Annotated in this window: 13 protein-coding genes; 6 read left to right on the top strand and 7 right to left on the bottom strand. The window is 60.8% G+C overall.

Features of this window, described 5'->3' with window-relative positions; all coding sequences use genetic code 11:
- Nucleotides 1-314 precede the first annotated feature (314 nt).
- The 4 genes from VOI35_RS01240 to VOI35_RS01225 form a co-directional block, all read right to left on the bottom strand.
- On the bottom strand, nucleotides 315-3587 hold the full coding sequence (locus VOI35_RS01240) for an efflux RND transporter permease subunit (RefSeq protein WP_407276094.1): 3273 nt from the start codon (nucleotides 3585-3587) through the stop codon (nucleotides 315-317).
- A 9-nt stretch (nucleotides 3588-3596) separates the two neighbouring features.
- A complete protein-coding gene (locus VOI35_RS01235) occupies nucleotides 3597-5015 on the bottom strand; it encodes an efflux RND transporter periplasmic adaptor subunit (RefSeq protein ID WP_407276093.1) in 1419 nt (472 codons plus the stop codon).
- A complete protein-coding gene (locus tag VOI35_RS01230) occupies nucleotides 5015-6304 on the bottom strand; it encodes a TolC family protein (RefSeq protein ID WP_407276092.1) in 1290 nt (429 codons plus the stop codon). Before VOI35_RS01230 ends, VOI35_RS01235 begins: the two co-directional genes overlap by 1 nt.
- A gap of 87 nt (nucleotides 6305-6391) precedes the next feature.
- Nucleotides 6392-6808: a hypothetical protein gene (locus VOI35_RS01225; protein ID WP_407276091.1), complete on the bottom strand. Its 417-nt coding sequence runs from the start codon at nucleotides 6806-6808 to the stop codon at nucleotides 6392-6394.
- Between the two features lie 317 nt (nucleotides 6809-7125).
- On the opposite strand from VOI35_RS01225, the gene VOI35_RS01220 reads away from it, so the two are divergent.
- The 5 genes from VOI35_RS01220 to proB all read left to right on the top strand — a co-directional run bounded on the left by VOI35_RS01220 (nucleotide 7126) and on the right by proB (nucleotide 12148).
- Nucleotides 7126-9006 carry a potassium transporter Kup gene (locus VOI35_RS01220; RefSeq protein WP_407276090.1) on the top strand — a complete coding sequence of 627 codons (1881 nt, stop codon included), beginning with the start codon at nucleotides 7126-7128 and terminating at the stop codon, nucleotides 9004-9006.
- Nucleotides 9007-9163: 157 nt separating this feature from the next.
- Entirely contained in the window at nucleotides 9164-9475 is a 312-nt protein-coding gene (rplU, locus tag VOI35_RS01215; RefSeq protein ID WP_407276089.1) for a 50S ribosomal protein L21, read from the top strand.
- A 50-nt stretch (nucleotides 9476-9525) separates the two neighbouring features.
- A complete protein-coding gene (gene rpmA / locus VOI35_RS01210; RefSeq protein WP_407276088.1) occupies nucleotides 9526-9783 on the top strand; it encodes a 50S ribosomal protein L27 in 258 nt (85 codons plus the stop codon).
- 106 nt (nucleotides 9784-9889) lie between these two features.
- Nucleotides 9890-11008 (top strand): Obg family GTPase CgtA, encoded by a 1119-nt coding sequence (gene cgtA / locus VOI35_RS01205; RefSeq protein ID WP_407276087.1) that lies wholly within the window; start codon nucleotides 9890-9892, stop codon nucleotides 11006-11008.
- Between the two features lie 3 nt (nucleotides 11009-11011).
- Nucleotides 11012-12148 carry a glutamate 5-kinase gene (gene proB / locus VOI35_RS01200; protein WP_407276086.1) on the top strand — a complete coding sequence of 379 codons (1137 nt, stop codon included), beginning with the start codon at nucleotides 11012-11014 and terminating at the stop codon, nucleotides 12146-12148.
- Between the two features lie 70 nt (nucleotides 12149-12218).
- Here the strand turns inward: proB and ppk1 are convergent, their stop codons facing one another.
- A complete protein-coding gene (gene ppk1, locus VOI35_RS01195) occupies nucleotides 12219-14297 on the bottom strand; it encodes a polyphosphate kinase 1 (protein WP_407276085.1) in 2079 nt (692 codons plus the stop codon).
- 190 nt (nucleotides 14298-14487) lie between these two features.
- On the opposite strand from ppk1, the gene phoU reads away from it, so the two are divergent.
- Nucleotides 14488-15201, top strand: coding sequence for a phosphate signaling complex protein PhoU (gene phoU, locus VOI35_RS01190; protein ID WP_407276084.1), 714 nt, complete (start codon nucleotides 14488-14490; stop codon nucleotides 15199-15201).
- Nucleotides 15202-15309: 108 nt separating this feature from the next.
- On the opposite strand, the gene VOI35_RS01185 is transcribed toward phoU, so the two are convergent.
- On the bottom strand, nucleotides 15310-15648 hold the full coding sequence (locus VOI35_RS01185; RefSeq protein ID WP_407276083.1) for a c-type cytochrome: 339 nt from the start codon (nucleotides 15646-15648) through the stop codon (nucleotides 15310-15312).
- Between the two features lie 190 nt (nucleotides 15649-15838).
- Entirely contained in the window at nucleotides 15839-16525 is a 687-nt protein-coding gene (locus VOI35_RS01180; protein ID WP_407276082.1) for an energy-coupling factor ABC transporter permease, read from the bottom strand.
- Nucleotides 16526-16606: the final 81 nt, after the last annotated feature.

The following is a 16606-nucleotide window of genomic DNA, read 5'->3' as shown; positions in this document are numbered from 1 at the left end:
TAAATCACTTTCGCGTTGATTTAATTCCTCAGTGAGGACTTGGGAGGCAAAGACTCACCAGTTTTTTGATTTCGCCTTCAAGGTGAACTTGTTTATCTATCAACCAGTTCAAGTAGAACGGCATGCGGGATGCCATGCGCCCCATTCAAACCAAGTTTCCTATTGCATTCAAGAGCAACAGGTAGTCAATGGCGCGAAGCGGGCGTCAGCCCGCCGCGACAGGGTTTACTGAATAAACCCACGGATGAATTTATTCAGAAGTTTCCCTGAGGAAAACGGCGTGAATCAGGTTTCCAGCATAGCTGGCTCGCGTCTCACGCCGCTGACAACCGCCTTCGGTACCAAAGCCAGTAGGCGGTCGGTAGCAGGAACATCGACAGCAGCGGCGCGGTGATCATGCCGCCGATCATCGGGGCGGCAATCCGGCTCATCACTTCCGAGCCGGTGCCGTGGCCGATCAGAATCGGAATCAGCCCGGCCAGAATCACCGCCACGGTCATGGCTTTGGGACGCACCCGCAGAACCGCCCCTTCGCGCAGGGCGGCCGCAAGATCCGATCGGGTGTTGAGCCGCCCGTCGGCCTGGCGGCGCGCGATAGCGTGATCGAGATAGAGCAGCATCACCACCCCGAATTCCGCTGCCACCCCGGCCAGGGCGATGAAGCCGACGGCCACGGCAATCGACCATTCAAAGCCCAGCGCCCACAGCAGCCAGAAGCCGCCGACCAGGGCAAACGGCAGGGTGAACATGATGAGCAAGGCTTTGCCGATCTCGCGGAAGATCAAATAGAGCAGGATGAAAATGATGGCCAGCGTCAATGGCACCACCTGCGCCAACCGCTCGCTGGCGCGTTGCAGGTACTGATATTGTCCCGCCCAGCCAATTGCGTAGCCGGGTGGCAGTTTGACCTTGGCCTCGATGGCGCGCCGCGCGGCTTCGACATACTGCGCCAGATCAATCCCTTGCGTGGTCACAAACACGAACCCCGCCGGGCGGCCATCTTCGGAGCGGATCATCGGCGGCCCGTCGGTGATGGCAATCCGGGCGATTTCGCCCAAGGCTACAGTCGCGCCCGCCGGGGTCACCATCGGCAGTTGTTCTAACTTGGCCACGCTGTCCCGATCGGCGCGCGGATAGCGAATACTGACGGGAAACCGCGCCAACCCTTCGACCGTCTGGGTGATCTCGACGCCACCCACCGCCGAGCTGATGAGGTCTTGTACCTGCCCGACATTCAAGCCGAAGCGCGCCGCCTTGAGCCGATCGGGCACGATCTCGATATAGCGCCCACCCGTGGTTTGTTCGGCATAGGCGGTGCGGGTGCCGGGCAGGGTTTGCAGCACCGCCGCCACGGCCTCGCCGATCCGGTTGATTTCCGAAAGATCCGGCCCGGTGATTTTGGCGCCGATCGGCGTCTGGATGCCGGTGGTCTGCATATCGATCCGCGTCTTGATCGGCATGACCCAGGCGTTATTCAGATTGGGAAACTGGATTTTGGCATTCAAATGCTCGATCAAGGTGTGCAGCGTCCACCCGGCCGGCCACTCGCTGCGTGGCTTGAGCTGGATCGTGGTTTCGATCATCGTCATCGGCGCGGGATCGGTGGCGGTCTGCGCCCGCCCCACTTTGCCAAATACCGATTTCACCACCGGTTCACTGGCGATCAGCGCATCGACCTGCTGCAGCAGCAACCGCGCCTCGCCAATCGACAAGCCGGGCGATGTCGTGGGCATATACAGCAAATCCCCCTCATCGAGCGTCGGCATGAATTCACGACCGAGCCCGCGCCCGAGGGCAGCCAGATGCGGCCACCCGGCAAATACCCGCTGCCAGCCGTGTTCGGCCTGCTGCTGCCAACTGGCCACCCGCAACTGCCAGGCGCTGGTGCCAACCCAGCCGAGCGGCGCGAGATACCCGCCCACACCCGCCAGCGGCAAAACGCCCGTCAACACGGCCACCAACGCCAGCGCCAACACCCCTTTCGGCCAGCGCAACGCCGCATTGAGCAGCGGACGATAGCCCGCAATCAGCCAGCGATTCAGCGGGTTGCGTTCTTCCGGCGCGATCCGCCCCCGGATGAAATAGCCCATCAGCACCGGCACGAGGGTCACGGCCAGACCCGCCGCCGCCGCCATCGCATAGGTTTTGGTAAAGGCCAGCGGGGCGAACATCCGCCCTTCCTGCGCTTGCAGGGTGAACACGGGCAGAAACGACAGCGTGATGATCAGCAAGGAAAAAAACAGCGCCGGCCCGACCTCTCGCGCGGATTCCGCCACCAAGCGCCAATGCGCCTCACCCTGCGGCGGCTCGCCCTGTTGTTCCTGCCACTGCGCCAAATGCCGGTGCAGGTTCTCGATCAGCACGATAGCCGCATCCACCATCGCGCCGATGGCAATGGCAATCCCCCCTAAGGACATGATGTTGGCGTTGATGCCCTGCGCATGCATGACGATGAACGCCGTCAGCACCCCCAGCGGCAGGCTGATGATGGCGACCAGCGCGGAACGCCAGTGCCACAGAAATACGATGCAGACCAGCGCCACCACCAGAAACTCTTCCAGCAGCTTGTGTTGCAGGTTTTCGACCGCCCGGTCGATCACGCCCGAACGGTCATAAACCGGCACGATCTCCACGCCCGCCGGCAAGCTGGGCTTGAGATGCGCGAGCTTTTGCTTGACCGCCGTAATCACCGCCCGGGCATTTTCGCCCTGGCGCATCACGATGATGCCGCCGACCACTTCGCCCTTGCCATCTAAATCGGCCACGCCCCGCCGCGGCGCTGGCCCTAGGCGCACCGTGCCTAAATCGCGCACCAGAATCGGCGTGCCGGATTTGCTCACGCCGACCGGCACTTGTTCGATGTCCTGCACGCTGTGCAGGTAGCCCCGGCTGGTCACCATATACTCGGCGCCCCCCAGTTCGACCACGCCGCCACCGACCTCGCGGTTCGCCTCGGCCACGGCCTTGCGCAGGGTATCGAGCGAAATCCCAAACGCCCGCAGCCGGTTCGGATCAACCACAATCTGATATTCCCGCACCATGCCGCCGACCGTCGCAACCTCGGCCACGCCCGGCACGGATTGCAACTGGAATTTCAAGAACCAGTTCTGCAGCGTCGTGAGCGACTCCAGATCATGCTTTCCTGTCGGATCGGTCAAGGCATATTCATACACCCAGCCAACCCCTGTGGCATCCGGCCCCAACTGCGGGCTCACGCCAGCCGGCAAACTGGCGGCCGCCTGATTGAGATATTCCAATACCCGCGAACGCGCCCAATACAGGTTCGTGCCATCCCGGAAGGTCACATAAACATAGGAATCCCCGTAGAACGAAAACCCGCGCACCGCCGTGGAACCGGGCACCCCCAACAGCGCCGTGGTCAAGGGATAGGTCACCTGATCCTGCACCACCTGCGGCGATTGGCCGGGATAGGCGGTCTTGATGATGACCTGGGTGTCCGAGAGATCAGGAATTGCATCCAGCGGCGTCGCTTGCCAGGCAAACCAGCCGACCACCGCGAGAATGGCCGATAAAAGCAGCACCAGCACCCGGTTCCGAATCGAGAGATCAATCAAATGATTCAACATGATTCGCCCTCACTGCCCATGCTGGGCGTGTTCGCCCGAGGGATGCGCCGTGCCCGTCATCCGGTCGAACGAGGCAAGCAGGTTACTTTCCGAATCGATCAGGAACTGCCCCGAAGCAACCACCGCTTCATCCGGTTTGAGCCCCGACAGGATTTCGGTATAGCCGCCCGCGGAGACCCCGGTTTTCACCCACACCGGCTGCAAACTGCCGTCTGGATTGCGACGCACCACCCGAGCGCCATCCGGCGCGGGAATGATCGCCGTGGTGGGCACCGTCAGCACCTCACCCGCCGTGGGCTGATTGAGGGTGATATTGGCGAACTGATTGGGCTTGAGCAGCCCCTCGGGGTTATCGAACACCAGGCGAACCTGCAAGGTGCGCGTCACAGGATCGAGCGCCGGATAAATGAAATCGACCCGCCCGCGCCAGGTCTTGCCCGGCAGGCCATCGATCGTCATCTCCGCCGATTGCCCGACGGCCACCCGGGACATATCCTGCACCAACACCTGAACCTGCACCCAAATGCGCCGATCATCGGCAATCGTGAACAAATCCATGCTGGGCTGGATATACATGCCGTCCCGCAGCGTCAGCGCCGAAATATACCCGTCCTGCGGTGCCACGATCGGCACCGTCCGCTGCACCTGCCCAGTTTTTGCCAAACGCTCAATCTGCGCGTCGGAAAAATCGAGCAGCCGCAAACGCTCCCGTGAGGATTCCTTCAACGCCGTCATGCCGCTGTTCTGCGCCACCACGAAATCCTTTTGCGCAGCCACCAGCTCCGGCGAGTAATACGACAGCAGCACCTGCCCCCGCTTGACCGGATCCCCCACCGCCCGCACCGCCAACGATTCGACCCAACCGCTGCCCCGCGGATGCACATGCACCACCCGGTTTTCATCCAACGAGACCAGCCCCACCGTACGGATGGTTTGATCGAGCCTGCGCCAGCTCGCCTTCGCCAGCACCACATTCATCCACTTGAGTGTCTGCGGTGCCACCGCCACGGACGGCAAAACAGGCGCCGTCGGAGCCACAACCGGCGGCGGCGAACCGGCGGCGGTCACCACCCGACCGGCATCCGCCCCGGCCGTGAGCCGCGTACCGGAGGGAAACAGTTTCGGCACGAGATCCATCCCGCAAATCGGGCACTGTCCCGGATGATCCTCCACGATCTGCGGATGCATCGGACAGGTGTAAAGCGTGACCTCGTTCGCTGCGCCAGCAGCCTGCGGGGCAGTCGCCGCAGGCAAGGCGGCATGATCGTGCCCGGCATGATCCCCGCCTGCATCAGGCGCAGACGGACGAGCGACGGCGGGCGACGCATCGGCTACGGCCTGCATCGGCAGCAAGACATAACTCACGGCACCCAAGGTGATCGTCGCAACGCGCGTGAACGAACGCAGAGTATGTGTCGAAGATTTCATCACGCAGCCTCCAGAAGATAATTCAGATCAATCAGTTGCCGGGCACGATCCACCAACACATCGAGCCGAGCTTGCTGGGCATCGATCAATGCCTCCTGCGCCTTGATGACCGCCGCAAAATCCCCATTGCCTGCCGCAAACTGGTTTTGTGCCAGCGTCGCGATGCGCTGCAACGCGGGCAGGATGCGTTTGTCGTAATTGTCCAATCGAGCGGAGGCACTCTGCACCGAGGCCTGTAATGCCTGCTGCTGCGCGGTTAATTGCGCCGCTTGTTCATCCAGCGCCAACTGCGCCGCACCGAGTTGTCGCTGCGCCGCACGCAGTTTCGGCAACTGCCGATCCCCGGCAAACAGCGGCAAACTGATTGATATCCCAACCGAAGCCGTATTCGGCATCGTGCCGGCATTGATGCCGTAGCCCAGCGAGACACCAATTTCCGGTGACAGCGCTGCTCTGGCCTCACCAACGGCCGATCGCGCCACCTGCACCTGATCCCGCAACACCCGCAGGCTCGGCTGATCTTCCACCGCGCCGTGAGGGGTCTGCATCAATTCGGTCGGCAAAGTCGTCGGCCAAGGTGCTTGTGCCCGCGCACCCAGCCAACGCGCCAGACGCGCCCGTGCCGCCTCGGCTTGCCCGAGTAACTGCTGTCGCTGATCGCTGAGCTTCGCCAGACGCACCCTCAGATCGACCAGATCCGACGCCGACACGCGACCCGCGCTATAACCGGTCTGGGCACTGCCTTCCCAACGATCCAGCAACGCCTGCTGCTCGTCCAGCAAATGCAGGGCGCGCTCGGCGGCAAACACACTCAGCCATTCATCAGACACCGTGCGCACCAGGGCGCGACGGGTCAGATGCGCCGTCGCGTCCGCCACCCGCGCCGCTGCCTCCGCGCCCCGTTGCCGCTCGGCCAGCGTATCCCCGGCCGGGAACATCTGGGTCAGCGTCACCCCCGCCATGGTCGTGGGCAGCCGGGTCATCGAAAAATTATCCAGCGGGACATTTTGCAAACCCACGGCCAACACCGGATCAGGCAACTCTCCGGCCGCCGGCGCGGCGATTGCAGCGGCTTGATGTCGATCAACCGCCGCCCGCACCCCCTCATCGACCTGCAACGCCCGTTGCTTTACCTCAGCCAACGAGAGGTCAGCCACCACCGGCTGCGCCAGCCCCAACTTCGCCCAAACCAAGGGGATAAACACAAGCAGTGTGAACACCCCGCCAACCCGCCGGTCACGGCAGGCACGCCCCCGCAGCAGGGGGCTCATTCCGATCAAGAATTGCATAGATCAGCACTCCAACCACACAACGCACAGCCGCGCGCAAAGCAAGCGGTCACCCCGTTGCAGCACGCGAGTTTCAGTGATCGTGGGTTAGAGAATCGGCGGGCGGAACAGCGCGGACACAGGGGCTACGCGCGGGAGGATGGACGATGGAATCCGGTATGCGACAGGCGAAAGCGCAGCGGGCACTGCGGGAAATACAGTCGGCAGGGCGGGCGTCCCCAACAACAGGCACCAACTGCAATGACTGCAACGATCATCGGCACATTGGTAAGTCATCAAGTGGGGAAGCACCGAATCGACGGACGACGACACCGAAGCCATCGAGTCGTGCATGGGGCAGGCCGAATGCTGCGGCACCTCGCCCCAGAGGGTTTGCCAGCCCTGGCTGAACGCCGGCGTCATCATCGGGCAGCCCTGCACAACGGCAGCGGCCAGCGCATTCTGCAGAGGCGCCCAGAAGGCAAACCACAACAGCAAGCTCGTGATGATGCGTCGAAATTTCATGGGATCAACTATCGACCGCGCACCTCAGCCTGTCAAGCCAGCCCGTCTCAAAACGGGAGGCGCAGATTGAATCCCCACCCCCCTGAGTGCAGAAATACAACAACCGCACGATATGCCCCCTAGCGTTTTAGCGGTAGCATGGCATCGCCAATTTCGGTTTACTGGACTTGCCCCGCCTTGTCTCGCCCCGCCCATCGCGCACGAATTGTCACTGAGGGGGAGGATCACCCCATTCGATCCGCCGCCCGACTGATCCATTCTTGGCCTGCCCGTCCCTGCGGCGCTACGGCAGGCAAACTATCGGAGCGTGGCGCGACATGACCCCAAAGAACGCCAAGCAACCGCTCGCCGGGCTTGCCCTTGCTGCGGCAGGCATTGTGTATGGCGATATCGGCACCAGCCCCCTCTATGCCCTAAACACCATTTTTAGTTCGGTCGAACACCCGATCACCCTCGTCGAAGAACATATTCTCGGCGTGCTTTCTTTGGTGTTCTGGTCCCTGATGATCGTGGTATCCATCAAATATGTCGCCTTCGTCATGCGCGCCGATAACGATGGCGAGGGCGGCATCATGGCACTGATGGCTTTGGCGGCACGCGCCCTGAAAGCCAATCCCCGCTTACGCAGCGCCGCCCTGATCCTCGGGATTTTCGGTGCCGCGTTGTTCTATGGCGACAGTGTCATTACCCCAGCGATCTCCGTTCTCTCCGCCGTGGAGGGGCTGGAAATCGCCAGTGCCTCGCTCAAACCCTTCGTCATCCCGATCACCATCGGAATTCTCTGGGCGCTGTTTCTGTTTCAGCGCACCGGCACCGCCAAGGTTGGCCGCCTGTTCGGCCCGATCATGCTGCTGTGGTTTGTCACCCTCGGCGCCCTCGGCCTGTATGGCATATGGAGCGAACCCAGGATTTTATCGGCGGTCAACCCCGTACATGCGCTGCATCTCATGCAGGAGGCGCCCTGGACCGGATTCCTATCCCTGGGCGGCGTCGTTCTGGTTCTCACGGGCGCCGAAGCACTCTATGCCGACATGGGGCATTTTGGCCGCCTGCCGATCCAGGTTGCCTGGTTTGGCTTGGTGCTGCCCGCCCTGCTACTCAACTATTTCGGTCAGGGCGCACTCCTGCTCGCCCACCCGGAGGACATCACCAATCCCTTTTTCCGCCTGGCACCCAACTGGGCGCTCTACCCGCTGATCACCCTCGCGACACTGGCGACCATCATCGCCTCGCAAGCCGTGATTTCTGGTGCATTTTCCGTCACCCGGCAAGCCATGCTACTCGGCTATGTGCCGCGCATGAACACTTTGCAAACCTCCGATTCCGTCCGTGGGCAAATCTACATCCCCTTCATCAACTGGTTGCTCATGGCTGCGGTTCTCGCCCTGGTCTTGGGCTTTGGCAGCTCCGCACATCTCGCCTCGGCGTATGGAATCGCCGTCACCGGCACCATGGTGATCACCTCGATTCTGTCGTTTGTCGTGGTCAGCCACCTCTGGGGCTGGGGGTGGTTCAAAGGCGCGCTGTTCGTTTCCATCTTCTTGAGCATCGATCTCGCGTTCTTCGGTGCCAATCTCATCAAAGTCGCCGACGGAGGCTGGTTCCCCTTGCTGTTTGGTTTAGGCATCTTCGTGCTGATGATGACCTGGAAACAGGGACGCCGCCTGCTACGCGCCGAACTCAAAGCCATGGCGATCGACCTGAACAGCTTTCTCAAAGGGTTTTGTGACAAAAGCTGTACCCGCGTACCCGGTGTAGCGATATTCCTCACCGCCAACCCCGACGGGGTTCCGCACGCGCTGCTGCACAATCTCAAACATAACAAGGTGCTGCATGAGGAAGTGGTGATTCTCTCGGTGCGTTTCGCGGATGTCCCCAAGGTGCCGTACAACCAACGACTGACCTACGAATCCCTACCCAACCAATTCCATCGCATCACCGTGACCTTTGGCTTCAAGGATGAGCCGGATATTCCCCGCGCGCTCACCCTGCTCAACGCCAGCTATCTGCGGCTGGAGCCAATGAACACCTCCTATTTCATCGGCAGGGAAACCTTGATTCCCTATGCAGACCACAAGATGCCGTTATGGCGGAAAAAACTCTTCGTGGGCATGTTCCGCAATGCCGGCAGCGTGGTCAGCTATTTCAATATCCCCCCCAATGCCGTGGTAGAAATGGGCGCCCAAGTGAAGTTCTGATGAAGTTCTGAACCGCGCCACGCCCCATCGGCCAGCACATCGACGGGGCGCTTGACCCAAGGCCGCATCATCGCTAACATGCTGCGCCTTTTCCTACGGATTATCACGCGAATCGCTGGCTCGGCGGGCGCGGACACATCGAACAAAGGTTGAACACATGTACGCAGTAGTAGTCACCGGCGGTAAGCAATACCGCGTCACACCCGGCGAATGGCTCCGGGTTGAGAAAATCGATGGCGAGACCGGCACGGCGGTCACGCTCGACCGCGTGCTCATGGTCGCGGATGGCGATGCCATCAAAGTCGGCAGCCCGACGCTGGCCGGCGCAACCGTATCGGCCGAAATCATCGGTCAGGGTCGTGGCAAGAAAGTGGACATCATCAAGTTCCGCCGCCGCAAACACCACCGTAAGCATCAAGGTCACCGCCAAGCGTATACCGAGATCAAAATTACCGGCATCAATGCCTGATTTTTTGGCGGTCGCATCCCACACCGATCGCCCCACTGGAGAATTTTGACATGGCACACAAAAAAGCAGCCGGCTCGTCCCGTAACGGCCGGGACTCAGAAAGCAAACGCCTCGGCGTGAAACGCTACGGCGGCGAAACCATTTCCGCCGGCAGCATCATCGTTCGCCAACGCGGCACCCAGTTCCACCCTGGCGCGAATGTGGGCTGCGGTCGCGATTACACCCTGTACGCACTGGTTGATGGCGCCGTGAAATTTGAAATCAAGGGCGAGCAATCCCGTCGCTTCGTCAGCATCATCCCCGCGTGATGACTACCCGCCGCTAGGCATAAGCCAGCGGCGTGTCTCCTATAGCCCCGTCCAGCGGGGCTTTTCTGCTTGAAGCGATCCGTCGCCGCCCCTGGAGATCATCCCGATGAAATTTGTCGATGAAGCCAAGATCAAGGTCAAAGCCGGAGATGGCGGCAACGGCGTCGTGGGCTTTCGGCGCGAGAAATACATTCCCCAGGGCGGTCCCGATGGGGGCGATGGCGGCGATGGCGGCAGCGTCTTTCTGCAAGGCGATGCGAATTTAAACACGCTGGCGGATTTTCGCTTTGTCCGGCATTACGAAGCCGAACGCGGCCAAAATGGCAGCGGCGCGAATCAAACCGGCAAAAAGGGCGATGATCTTTTCGTCCGCGTACCGCTCGGCACGGTGGTGCACGATCAGGATACCGGCGAGGTGGTGGGTGAAGTCATCACCGCCGACACCCCCTTACTGGTCGCCAAGGGCGGCTGGCATGGTTTGGGCAACGCGCGCTTCAAAAGCTCGACCAACCGCGCCCCTCGGCAAAAAACCGATGGCACCCCCGGCGAAGAACGCCGCCTGCTGCTCGAACTGCGCGTTTTGGCCGATGTCGGCCTGCTGGGCATGCCCAACGCGGGCAAATCCACGCTGATCCGCGCGGTTTCCCAAGCCAAGCCGAAAGTCGCGGATTATCCATTTACCACGCTGCACCCCAACCTCGGCGTGGTCGCCCCCGAACCGCACCGCAGCTTCGTGATGGCCGATATTCCCGGCCTGATCGAAGGGGCGGCCGAAGGCGCGGGGCTCGGTCATCAATTTCTGCGTCATCTGGCGCGCACGCATCTCTTGCTGCATGTAGTCGATGTCGCCCCGCTGGATGAAACCGATCCCGTCGAATCCGTCGCCATCATCGAAGATGAACTCGTCCGCTACGACGAAACGCACGATGCCGATGCGGCAGAACGCCAGCGCTGGCTGGTACTAAACAAAATCGATCAATGGCCTGAAGCGGATCGCGCCGACGCCATCGCCGCACTGACAACCCGCTTTCGGACAGAACTCGGTTATGAAGGGCCGGTTTTCGCCATCAGCGCCCTGAATCGGGAGGGCACGGCAGCGCTGGTTTGGGCGATCATGGAGCATCTGGAGCGCGAACGCGCGAGCCAAGACACGCAACCCAAGCCCGCTGTGCCCGTCAATCCGCCGCCGGCGAGCCATCAGCATCTGGAATGGACCGAGGACTAAGTCATGACCGCCGCCCGTCACCACTTGACTACGGATAAACGCTGGGTGATCAAAATCGGCTCGGCCATGGTCACGGGGAATGGCGCGGGGCTTGATTTGGCCGCCATCGACCGCTGGGCCGATCAAATCGCCAGCCTTCGCGCCGCAGACCGGGAAGTCGTGATCGTGACTTCCGGCGCCGTGGCCGAAGGCATGACGCGCTTGGGCTGGACCGAACGCCCCGGCACTCTTCCTGAACTCCAGGCTGCGGCGGCCGTCGGCCAGATGGGTCTGGTTCAAGCCTATGCCGATGTGTTACGGCGCTACGGACTGCACACCGCGCAGATTCTGCTCACCCACGAAGACCTCGCAGATCGCCAGCGTTATCTCAATGCACGCAGCACGCTGAAAACCCTGCTGCAACTCGGCGTCATTCCGGTCGTCAACGAGAACGACACGGTCGCCACCGACGAAATCCGCTTCGGCGACAACGACACCCTCGCGGCGCTGGTCGCCAATCTGGTCGAGGCGGATGTGTTGGTGATCCTCACCGATCAGCTCGGTCTGTTCGACAGCGATCCGCGCAAAAACCCCAACGCCCGGCTGTTGACCGAAGTCACCGCCGGGGATCCAGCGCTGGAAGCCATGGCCTCGCCGGAAGGCGGCAAGCTCGGCCGCGGCGGGATGTACACCAAGGTCATTGCCGCCAAGCGCGCGGCGCAGTCTGGCGCAGCCACCGTGGTCGCGTCCGGCGCAACGCCCGATGTACTGCGTCTGCTCGCCGCAGGCACCCCAGGCATCGGCACCGTCTTTTCGCCCGGACAAACACCACTCGCCGCCCGCAAGCAATGGCTCGCCAGCCATCTGCGCGGACGGGGTACAGTCACGGTGGATGCAGGCGCCGCCCAGGCCTTGCGTCAGGGCGGGCGCTCGTTGTTGCCCATCGGCGTCATTTCGGTCGAAGGGCGTTTTGATCGTGGGGATGTGGTGCGCGTGGTCGATGAAGCGGGCACGGAATTGGCGCTGGGGCTTATCAATTATGGCCACGAAGCCGCCCAACGGCTGTGCCGCCAGCCGAGCACCGCGATTGCCCAACTACTTGGCTATGCTGCCGAGGATGAATTGATCCACCGCGACAATTTAATCGTCACCCGTCCCTGAACCCGACCACGCAACTGGATCAGGCAGGGCAATCAATGGGCACACCCAGGCTGCGGTCAGCGCGCCCGTCTCACCCGGCCAAATCCGCTAGCAACGAAAGCTGCGCCGAGCGCGGCTTGGCATTGTGATGGCGCTTGACGCGGCGATACTGCCCGTCCGCCTCCAGCACCCAGGCGCCCGTGTTGTCCGCCAGATAGCGTTCAAACGCCTCGTCGATGATCCGTTCTTTGAGTTCCGGTGTATCGATTGGGAAACAGGTTTCCAGCCGGACAAAGAAATTCCGCGGCATCCAGTCAGCGCTCGACAGAAACAGCTCGTCATCGCCGTCATTCAAGAAATAGAACACGCGCGGGTGCTCCAAAAAGCGCCCCATCACCGAACGAACATGAATGTTCTCCGAAAGCCCCGGGATTCCGGGCTGTAAACAACAGACCCCGCGCACGATCAATTGAATCTGCACCCCGGCCTGCGAGGCCTGATATAGGGCTTCGATGATTTGCCGGTCGATCAGCGCGTTCATTTTCGCGCGAATCAAGCTCTTGCGCCCGGCCAGCGCATGCTCGCGCTCCCGATGGATGCGTTCGAGCATGCCACTGTGCAGGGTGAACGGCGACTGCAATAGCCGCTTCAGCCGCATGCCTCGCCCCAGCCCCGTCAACTGCATGAACAACTTGTTCACATCGTCCCCGAAAAACCGGTCATCGGTGAGCAGCCCGAAATCCGTATAGATGCGCGCGGTACCGGGATGATAGTTCCCCGTACCGAGGTGGACGAAGCGTTTGAGCCGGGCGCCATCCCGCCGCACCACCAGCGTCATTTTGCCGTGCGTTTTGTAGCCTACGATGCCGTAGGCCACATACGCCCCCGCTTTTTGCAGGCGGGTGGTGATGTCGATATTCGCCTCTTCATCAAAGCGGGCGCGCAATTCAACCACCGCTGTGACTTCTTTACCGGCTCGCGCCGCCGCTTCCAGCGCATCGACGATCGCCGAATCCCGCCCGGTACGGTAGAGCGTCATCTTGATGGCCACGACTTTCGGGTCGGTCGCGGCCTGACGGATGAACTCAACGACCGGCAGAAAAGACTCGTAGGGATGATGCAACAGGATCGAGCCCCGCTGCTCGATGGTTTCGAAGATATTCACCTCGCTGCTCAGCTCTTTTTTGAGCCGGGGCGTAAACGGCGGATCCTTGAGATCGGGACGGTTCACCAGCCCGTACAAGGCCATCAGGCGGTTGAGGTTGACCGGCCCATGCACCTGAAAGACTGCAGCCGGATCCAGCTTGAAGCGATCGCACAGCAGATCGATCATTTCCTGCGGGCAGTTATCCGCCACTTCCAGCCGTACCGCATCGCCATAATTGCGCTCAAACAACCCGCCCTGCAAGGTTTTGAGCAAATCGTCATCATCATCGACCGCTACGGCCAGGTCACTATTGCGCGTCACCCGGAACTGATAGCAGCCGGTCACCGTCATGCCGGGAAACAATTCATGCACATGGGCATGAATCATCGAGCTCAAAAACGCAAAGCTATTCGGCGACCCGGCCGCTTCGTCATCGATGCGGATGATCCGGGGCAGCGCACGCGGCGCCTGCACGATCGCCATCCACGCCTCGCGACCGTAGTCATCCGTTCCTTCAAGCGACACCACGAAGTTCAGCGACTTGTTCAAAATACGCGGGAAGGGATGGGAGGGATCCAACCCCAGGGGCGTCAACAGCGGCAGCAATTCCCGTCGGAAATACTGCTTCACCCACAAGGCTTGCGCTTCATTCCAATGCGTGCGGCGCAAAAAATGAATCCCCTCTGCCGCCAAGGCCGGGATGATCGTTTGATTCAGGCTGCGGTATTGATCGGCCACCAGCTCGTGGGCTGCCGCATACAGCCGCTGCCGCTGTTCCTGCGGCGTCAGACCCGAATCATCCGGATGGGTAATGCCCGCCCGCACCTGCTGCATCAGCGACCCCATCCGCACTTCGAACAACTCATCGAGGTTCGATGAGGAAATGCACAAAAACTTGAGCCGCTCCAGCAAAGGCAAAGAATCATCCTGCGCCAGCTCCAACACGCGACGATTGAAAGCGATCAAGCTGAGTTCCCGATTCAAAAAAACCGGGGGATGGGACGGGGTGGATTGATCAGTCATAATTTCGCAACTTACCTGACTTAATGTAATGACGCAGCGCGCGCGGCTGGGTGAGGATACTGATTCCGCATTGCCGCGTGCAATCGTTTTGAATTATGCGCAGAGCAGGTGACAATCCCGTTACCCGCCCCGGACTGAACGCAAGTGCCAGCCGCGCGCAACCCACCCCTACTGCACTGGAGCAGACCTCATGGATTCTTTTGGCGGCACCCCGCACACCCTGACTCGCTACGACGCTGACCTCAACGCCCTGCGCACCTTGCTGATGAACATGGGCGGCGTTGCGGAGCAACATTTCTCCGACGCCATGGCCTACCTGTTGGATGGCGATGCGACGCGTGGCCAACGCGCCATGAGCCAGGATTACGAAATCAACCGGCTGGAGTCTTCAATCGACGAATTGGCCATTCACATCATTGCCCGCTATGCCCCCACGGCGAACGACCTGCGCGCCATCATGTCGGTGGTCAAAGCCATTACCGATCTGGAGCGCGTCGGGGATAAATCCGAAAAACTCGCGCGGATCGCAGAAGAAATCGGCCCGATCATCCGCACCACGGATTTCGCCAGCCACCTGCGGGTCATGGGGCGCATCGTGGCCGGCATGCTGCACGATGCCCTCGACGCGTTCATCCGCCTCGATGCCATCGCCGCAGAAGAAATCATCCGCCGCGATACGCATGTCAATCAGGAGTACAACGCGGTTCACGCGATCCTGCTCAAATACATGACGGAGAACCCCAGCGCCGCTGATGTCAGTTTGCGCATCCTGACCTGCATCCGCTCCATCGAACGCATCGGCGATCACTGCACCAACATTGCGGAATATGTGATCTTCCAGCAGAAAGGCACCGATGTGCGGCATGCAGAAATTGCCGCCGACAAACAGCGCACCAAAATCTGAGCCAGAAAAAAGCGAGCCAGCCGAACACTGGCTCGAAAGACAAATGCCCCGCAACTGCGGGGCATTTTTGGTTTTTTCCGCCCGGAAAGGGCGGACGCCACACGCCGGTTATTTCAGGGTAGAGATGTAGGCAGCGAGGTTATCCATGTCCTGATCAGACAGGCTTACCGCATTCGGCTGCATGATGGCGTAGTTGGCACCGCCCAGGTTACGCTTTTGCAGAGTCGCCATATCGCCCGCTTTGAACGCGGTCAGGATGGCTTTGGTATCTGCCGGCGCAAGACCCGCCAGTTTCGGGAACATGCCTTGACCTTGGCCTTGCATGCCATGGCAAGAAGCGCAGGAATTATCGAACAGGGTCTTGCCCGCAGCGGCGTCCCCAGCGGCCATTGCCGCACCAGAGCTCAACAGACCTGCGGTCAGCGCCAGAACCAGCATCTTTTTCATTGACTTATCCTCTCAGAATGTTTTGCAGCACAATACTCGGGATCCGAGCATTACCGCATTCTAATTCAAATTTTGTGCCATCGCGCATTGCCGTTAAAACTCAGCGGAAAATCAATCGGCTATCACGCAAAACCCAGCATGGGGAAAACCCGGCGATTGCAAAATGCACATGGCGATAACCATACTGCAATCAATCAAATTTATCGCGATCCGGCCAATGGCTGGAAAACCGCGTCTCATCAAATCCATACACCCATTCCGGGTGCAATAAAGCCAAACCCAGTAGCGCTATACCATTCACCATCCCCTCCGGCACAGCCTGCAAGGGCAAGAACGGCCAATAACTCGCCATCAAGACCGAGGAGGGATAAATGCCCGCCCAAGAAAACAGCGCCAGAACCCCCAGCGCCGTGGCCGCCAACGCCAGCATGGCCGCCAAAAAGGCCTCCACGAAGACAAAGATAAAAATATTCGGCGGCAACCAACGCACCGCCAGCCGATGAACCCCCTCTGTCAAGGCCACCGCAGGCAACACCGTCGCCAGCCAAACCCAGGGCAATCCGGGCAGCCCCGCATGCAGGACGGCATCGACTGCCGCCACCAGCAATCCCGTCAATAAAGCCAGTGGCCAGCCCAGCAGCAGGGTCACGAGCGTCAGCCCCCACAAATGCAGCGAAATGCCGGGCAAAACCGGCGCCCGCAATTGCCAAAGCACGAACAGCCACACCACCGCCGCCAGCACCAGATTCCAACGCCAGGGCGCCGCCTGCAATGCCCGCCAAGGGGCGCGAAAAAGGCTCCAACCGAGCAGCAGAATCGCCAGAACCCATCCGGACAACAACCACTCGGGGGATAACCAGTCGCCAGAGATCCACATAGGGACACCTATTAAAAAATTATCTAATATCAAATTTATTAATTACAATGATCGGGTATTCGGCGCACCATGCCGCCCATT

Source organism: Halothiobacillus sp. DCM-1 (assembly GCF_045689735.1).
In the GTDB taxonomy this organism is placed as follows: Bacteria; Pseudomonadota; Gammaproteobacteria; order Halothiobacillales; family Halothiobacillaceae; genus Halothiobacillus.
This window is presented reverse-complemented; position numbering and strand designations above follow the sequence as displayed.

Bases quoted from the DNA above. Each gene is read 5' to 3' on its own strand.
- VOI35_RS01180 (WP_407276082.1), bottom strand. From the start codon at position 16,525: ATGTGGATCTCTGGCGACTGGTTATCCCCCGAGTGGTTGTTGTCCGGA.
- VOI35_RS01235 (WP_407276093.1), bottom strand. From the start codon at position 5,015: ATGAAATCTTCGACACATACTCTGCGTTCGTTCACGCGCGTTGCGACG.
- rpmA (WP_407276088.1), top strand. From the start codon at position 9,526: ATGGCACACAAAAAAGCAGCCGGCTCGTCCCGTAACGGCCGGGACTCA.
- cgtA (WP_407276087.1), top strand. From the start codon at position 9,890: ATGAAATTTGTCGATGAAGCCAAGATCAAGGTCAAAGCCGGAGATGGC.
- VOI35_RS01240 (WP_407276094.1), bottom strand. From the start codon at position 3,587: ATGTTGAATCATTTGATTGATCTCTCGATTCGGAACCGGGTGCTGGTG.
- rplU (WP_407276089.1), top strand. From the start codon at position 9,164: ATGTACGCAGTAGTAGTCACCGGCGGTAAGCAATACCGCGTCACACCC.
- VOI35_RS01220 (WP_407276090.1), top strand. From the start codon at position 7,126: ATGACCCCAAAGAACGCCAAGCAACCGCTCGCCGGGCTTGCCCTTGCT.
- proB (WP_407276086.1), top strand. From the start codon at position 11,012: ATGACCGCCGCCCGTCACCACTTGACTACGGATAAACGCTGGGTGATC.
- VOI35_RS01185 (WP_407276083.1), bottom strand. From the start codon at position 15,648: ATGAAAAAGATGCTGGTTCTGGCGCTGACCGCAGGTCTGTTGAGCTCT.
- VOI35_RS01225 (WP_407276091.1), bottom strand. From the start codon at position 6,808: ATGAAATTTCGACGCATCATCACGAGCTTGCTGTTGTGGTTTGCCTTC.
- phoU (WP_407276084.1), top strand. From the start codon at position 14,488: ATGGATTCTTTTGGCGGCACCCCGCACACCCTGACTCGCTACGACGCT.
- ppk1 (WP_407276085.1), bottom strand. From the start codon at position 14,297: ATGACTGATCAATCCACCCCGTCCCATCCCCCGGTTTTTTTGAATCGG.
- VOI35_RS01230 (WP_407276092.1), bottom strand. From the start codon at position 6,304: ATGCAATTCTTGATCGGAATGAGCCCCCTGCTGCGGGGGCGTGCCTGC.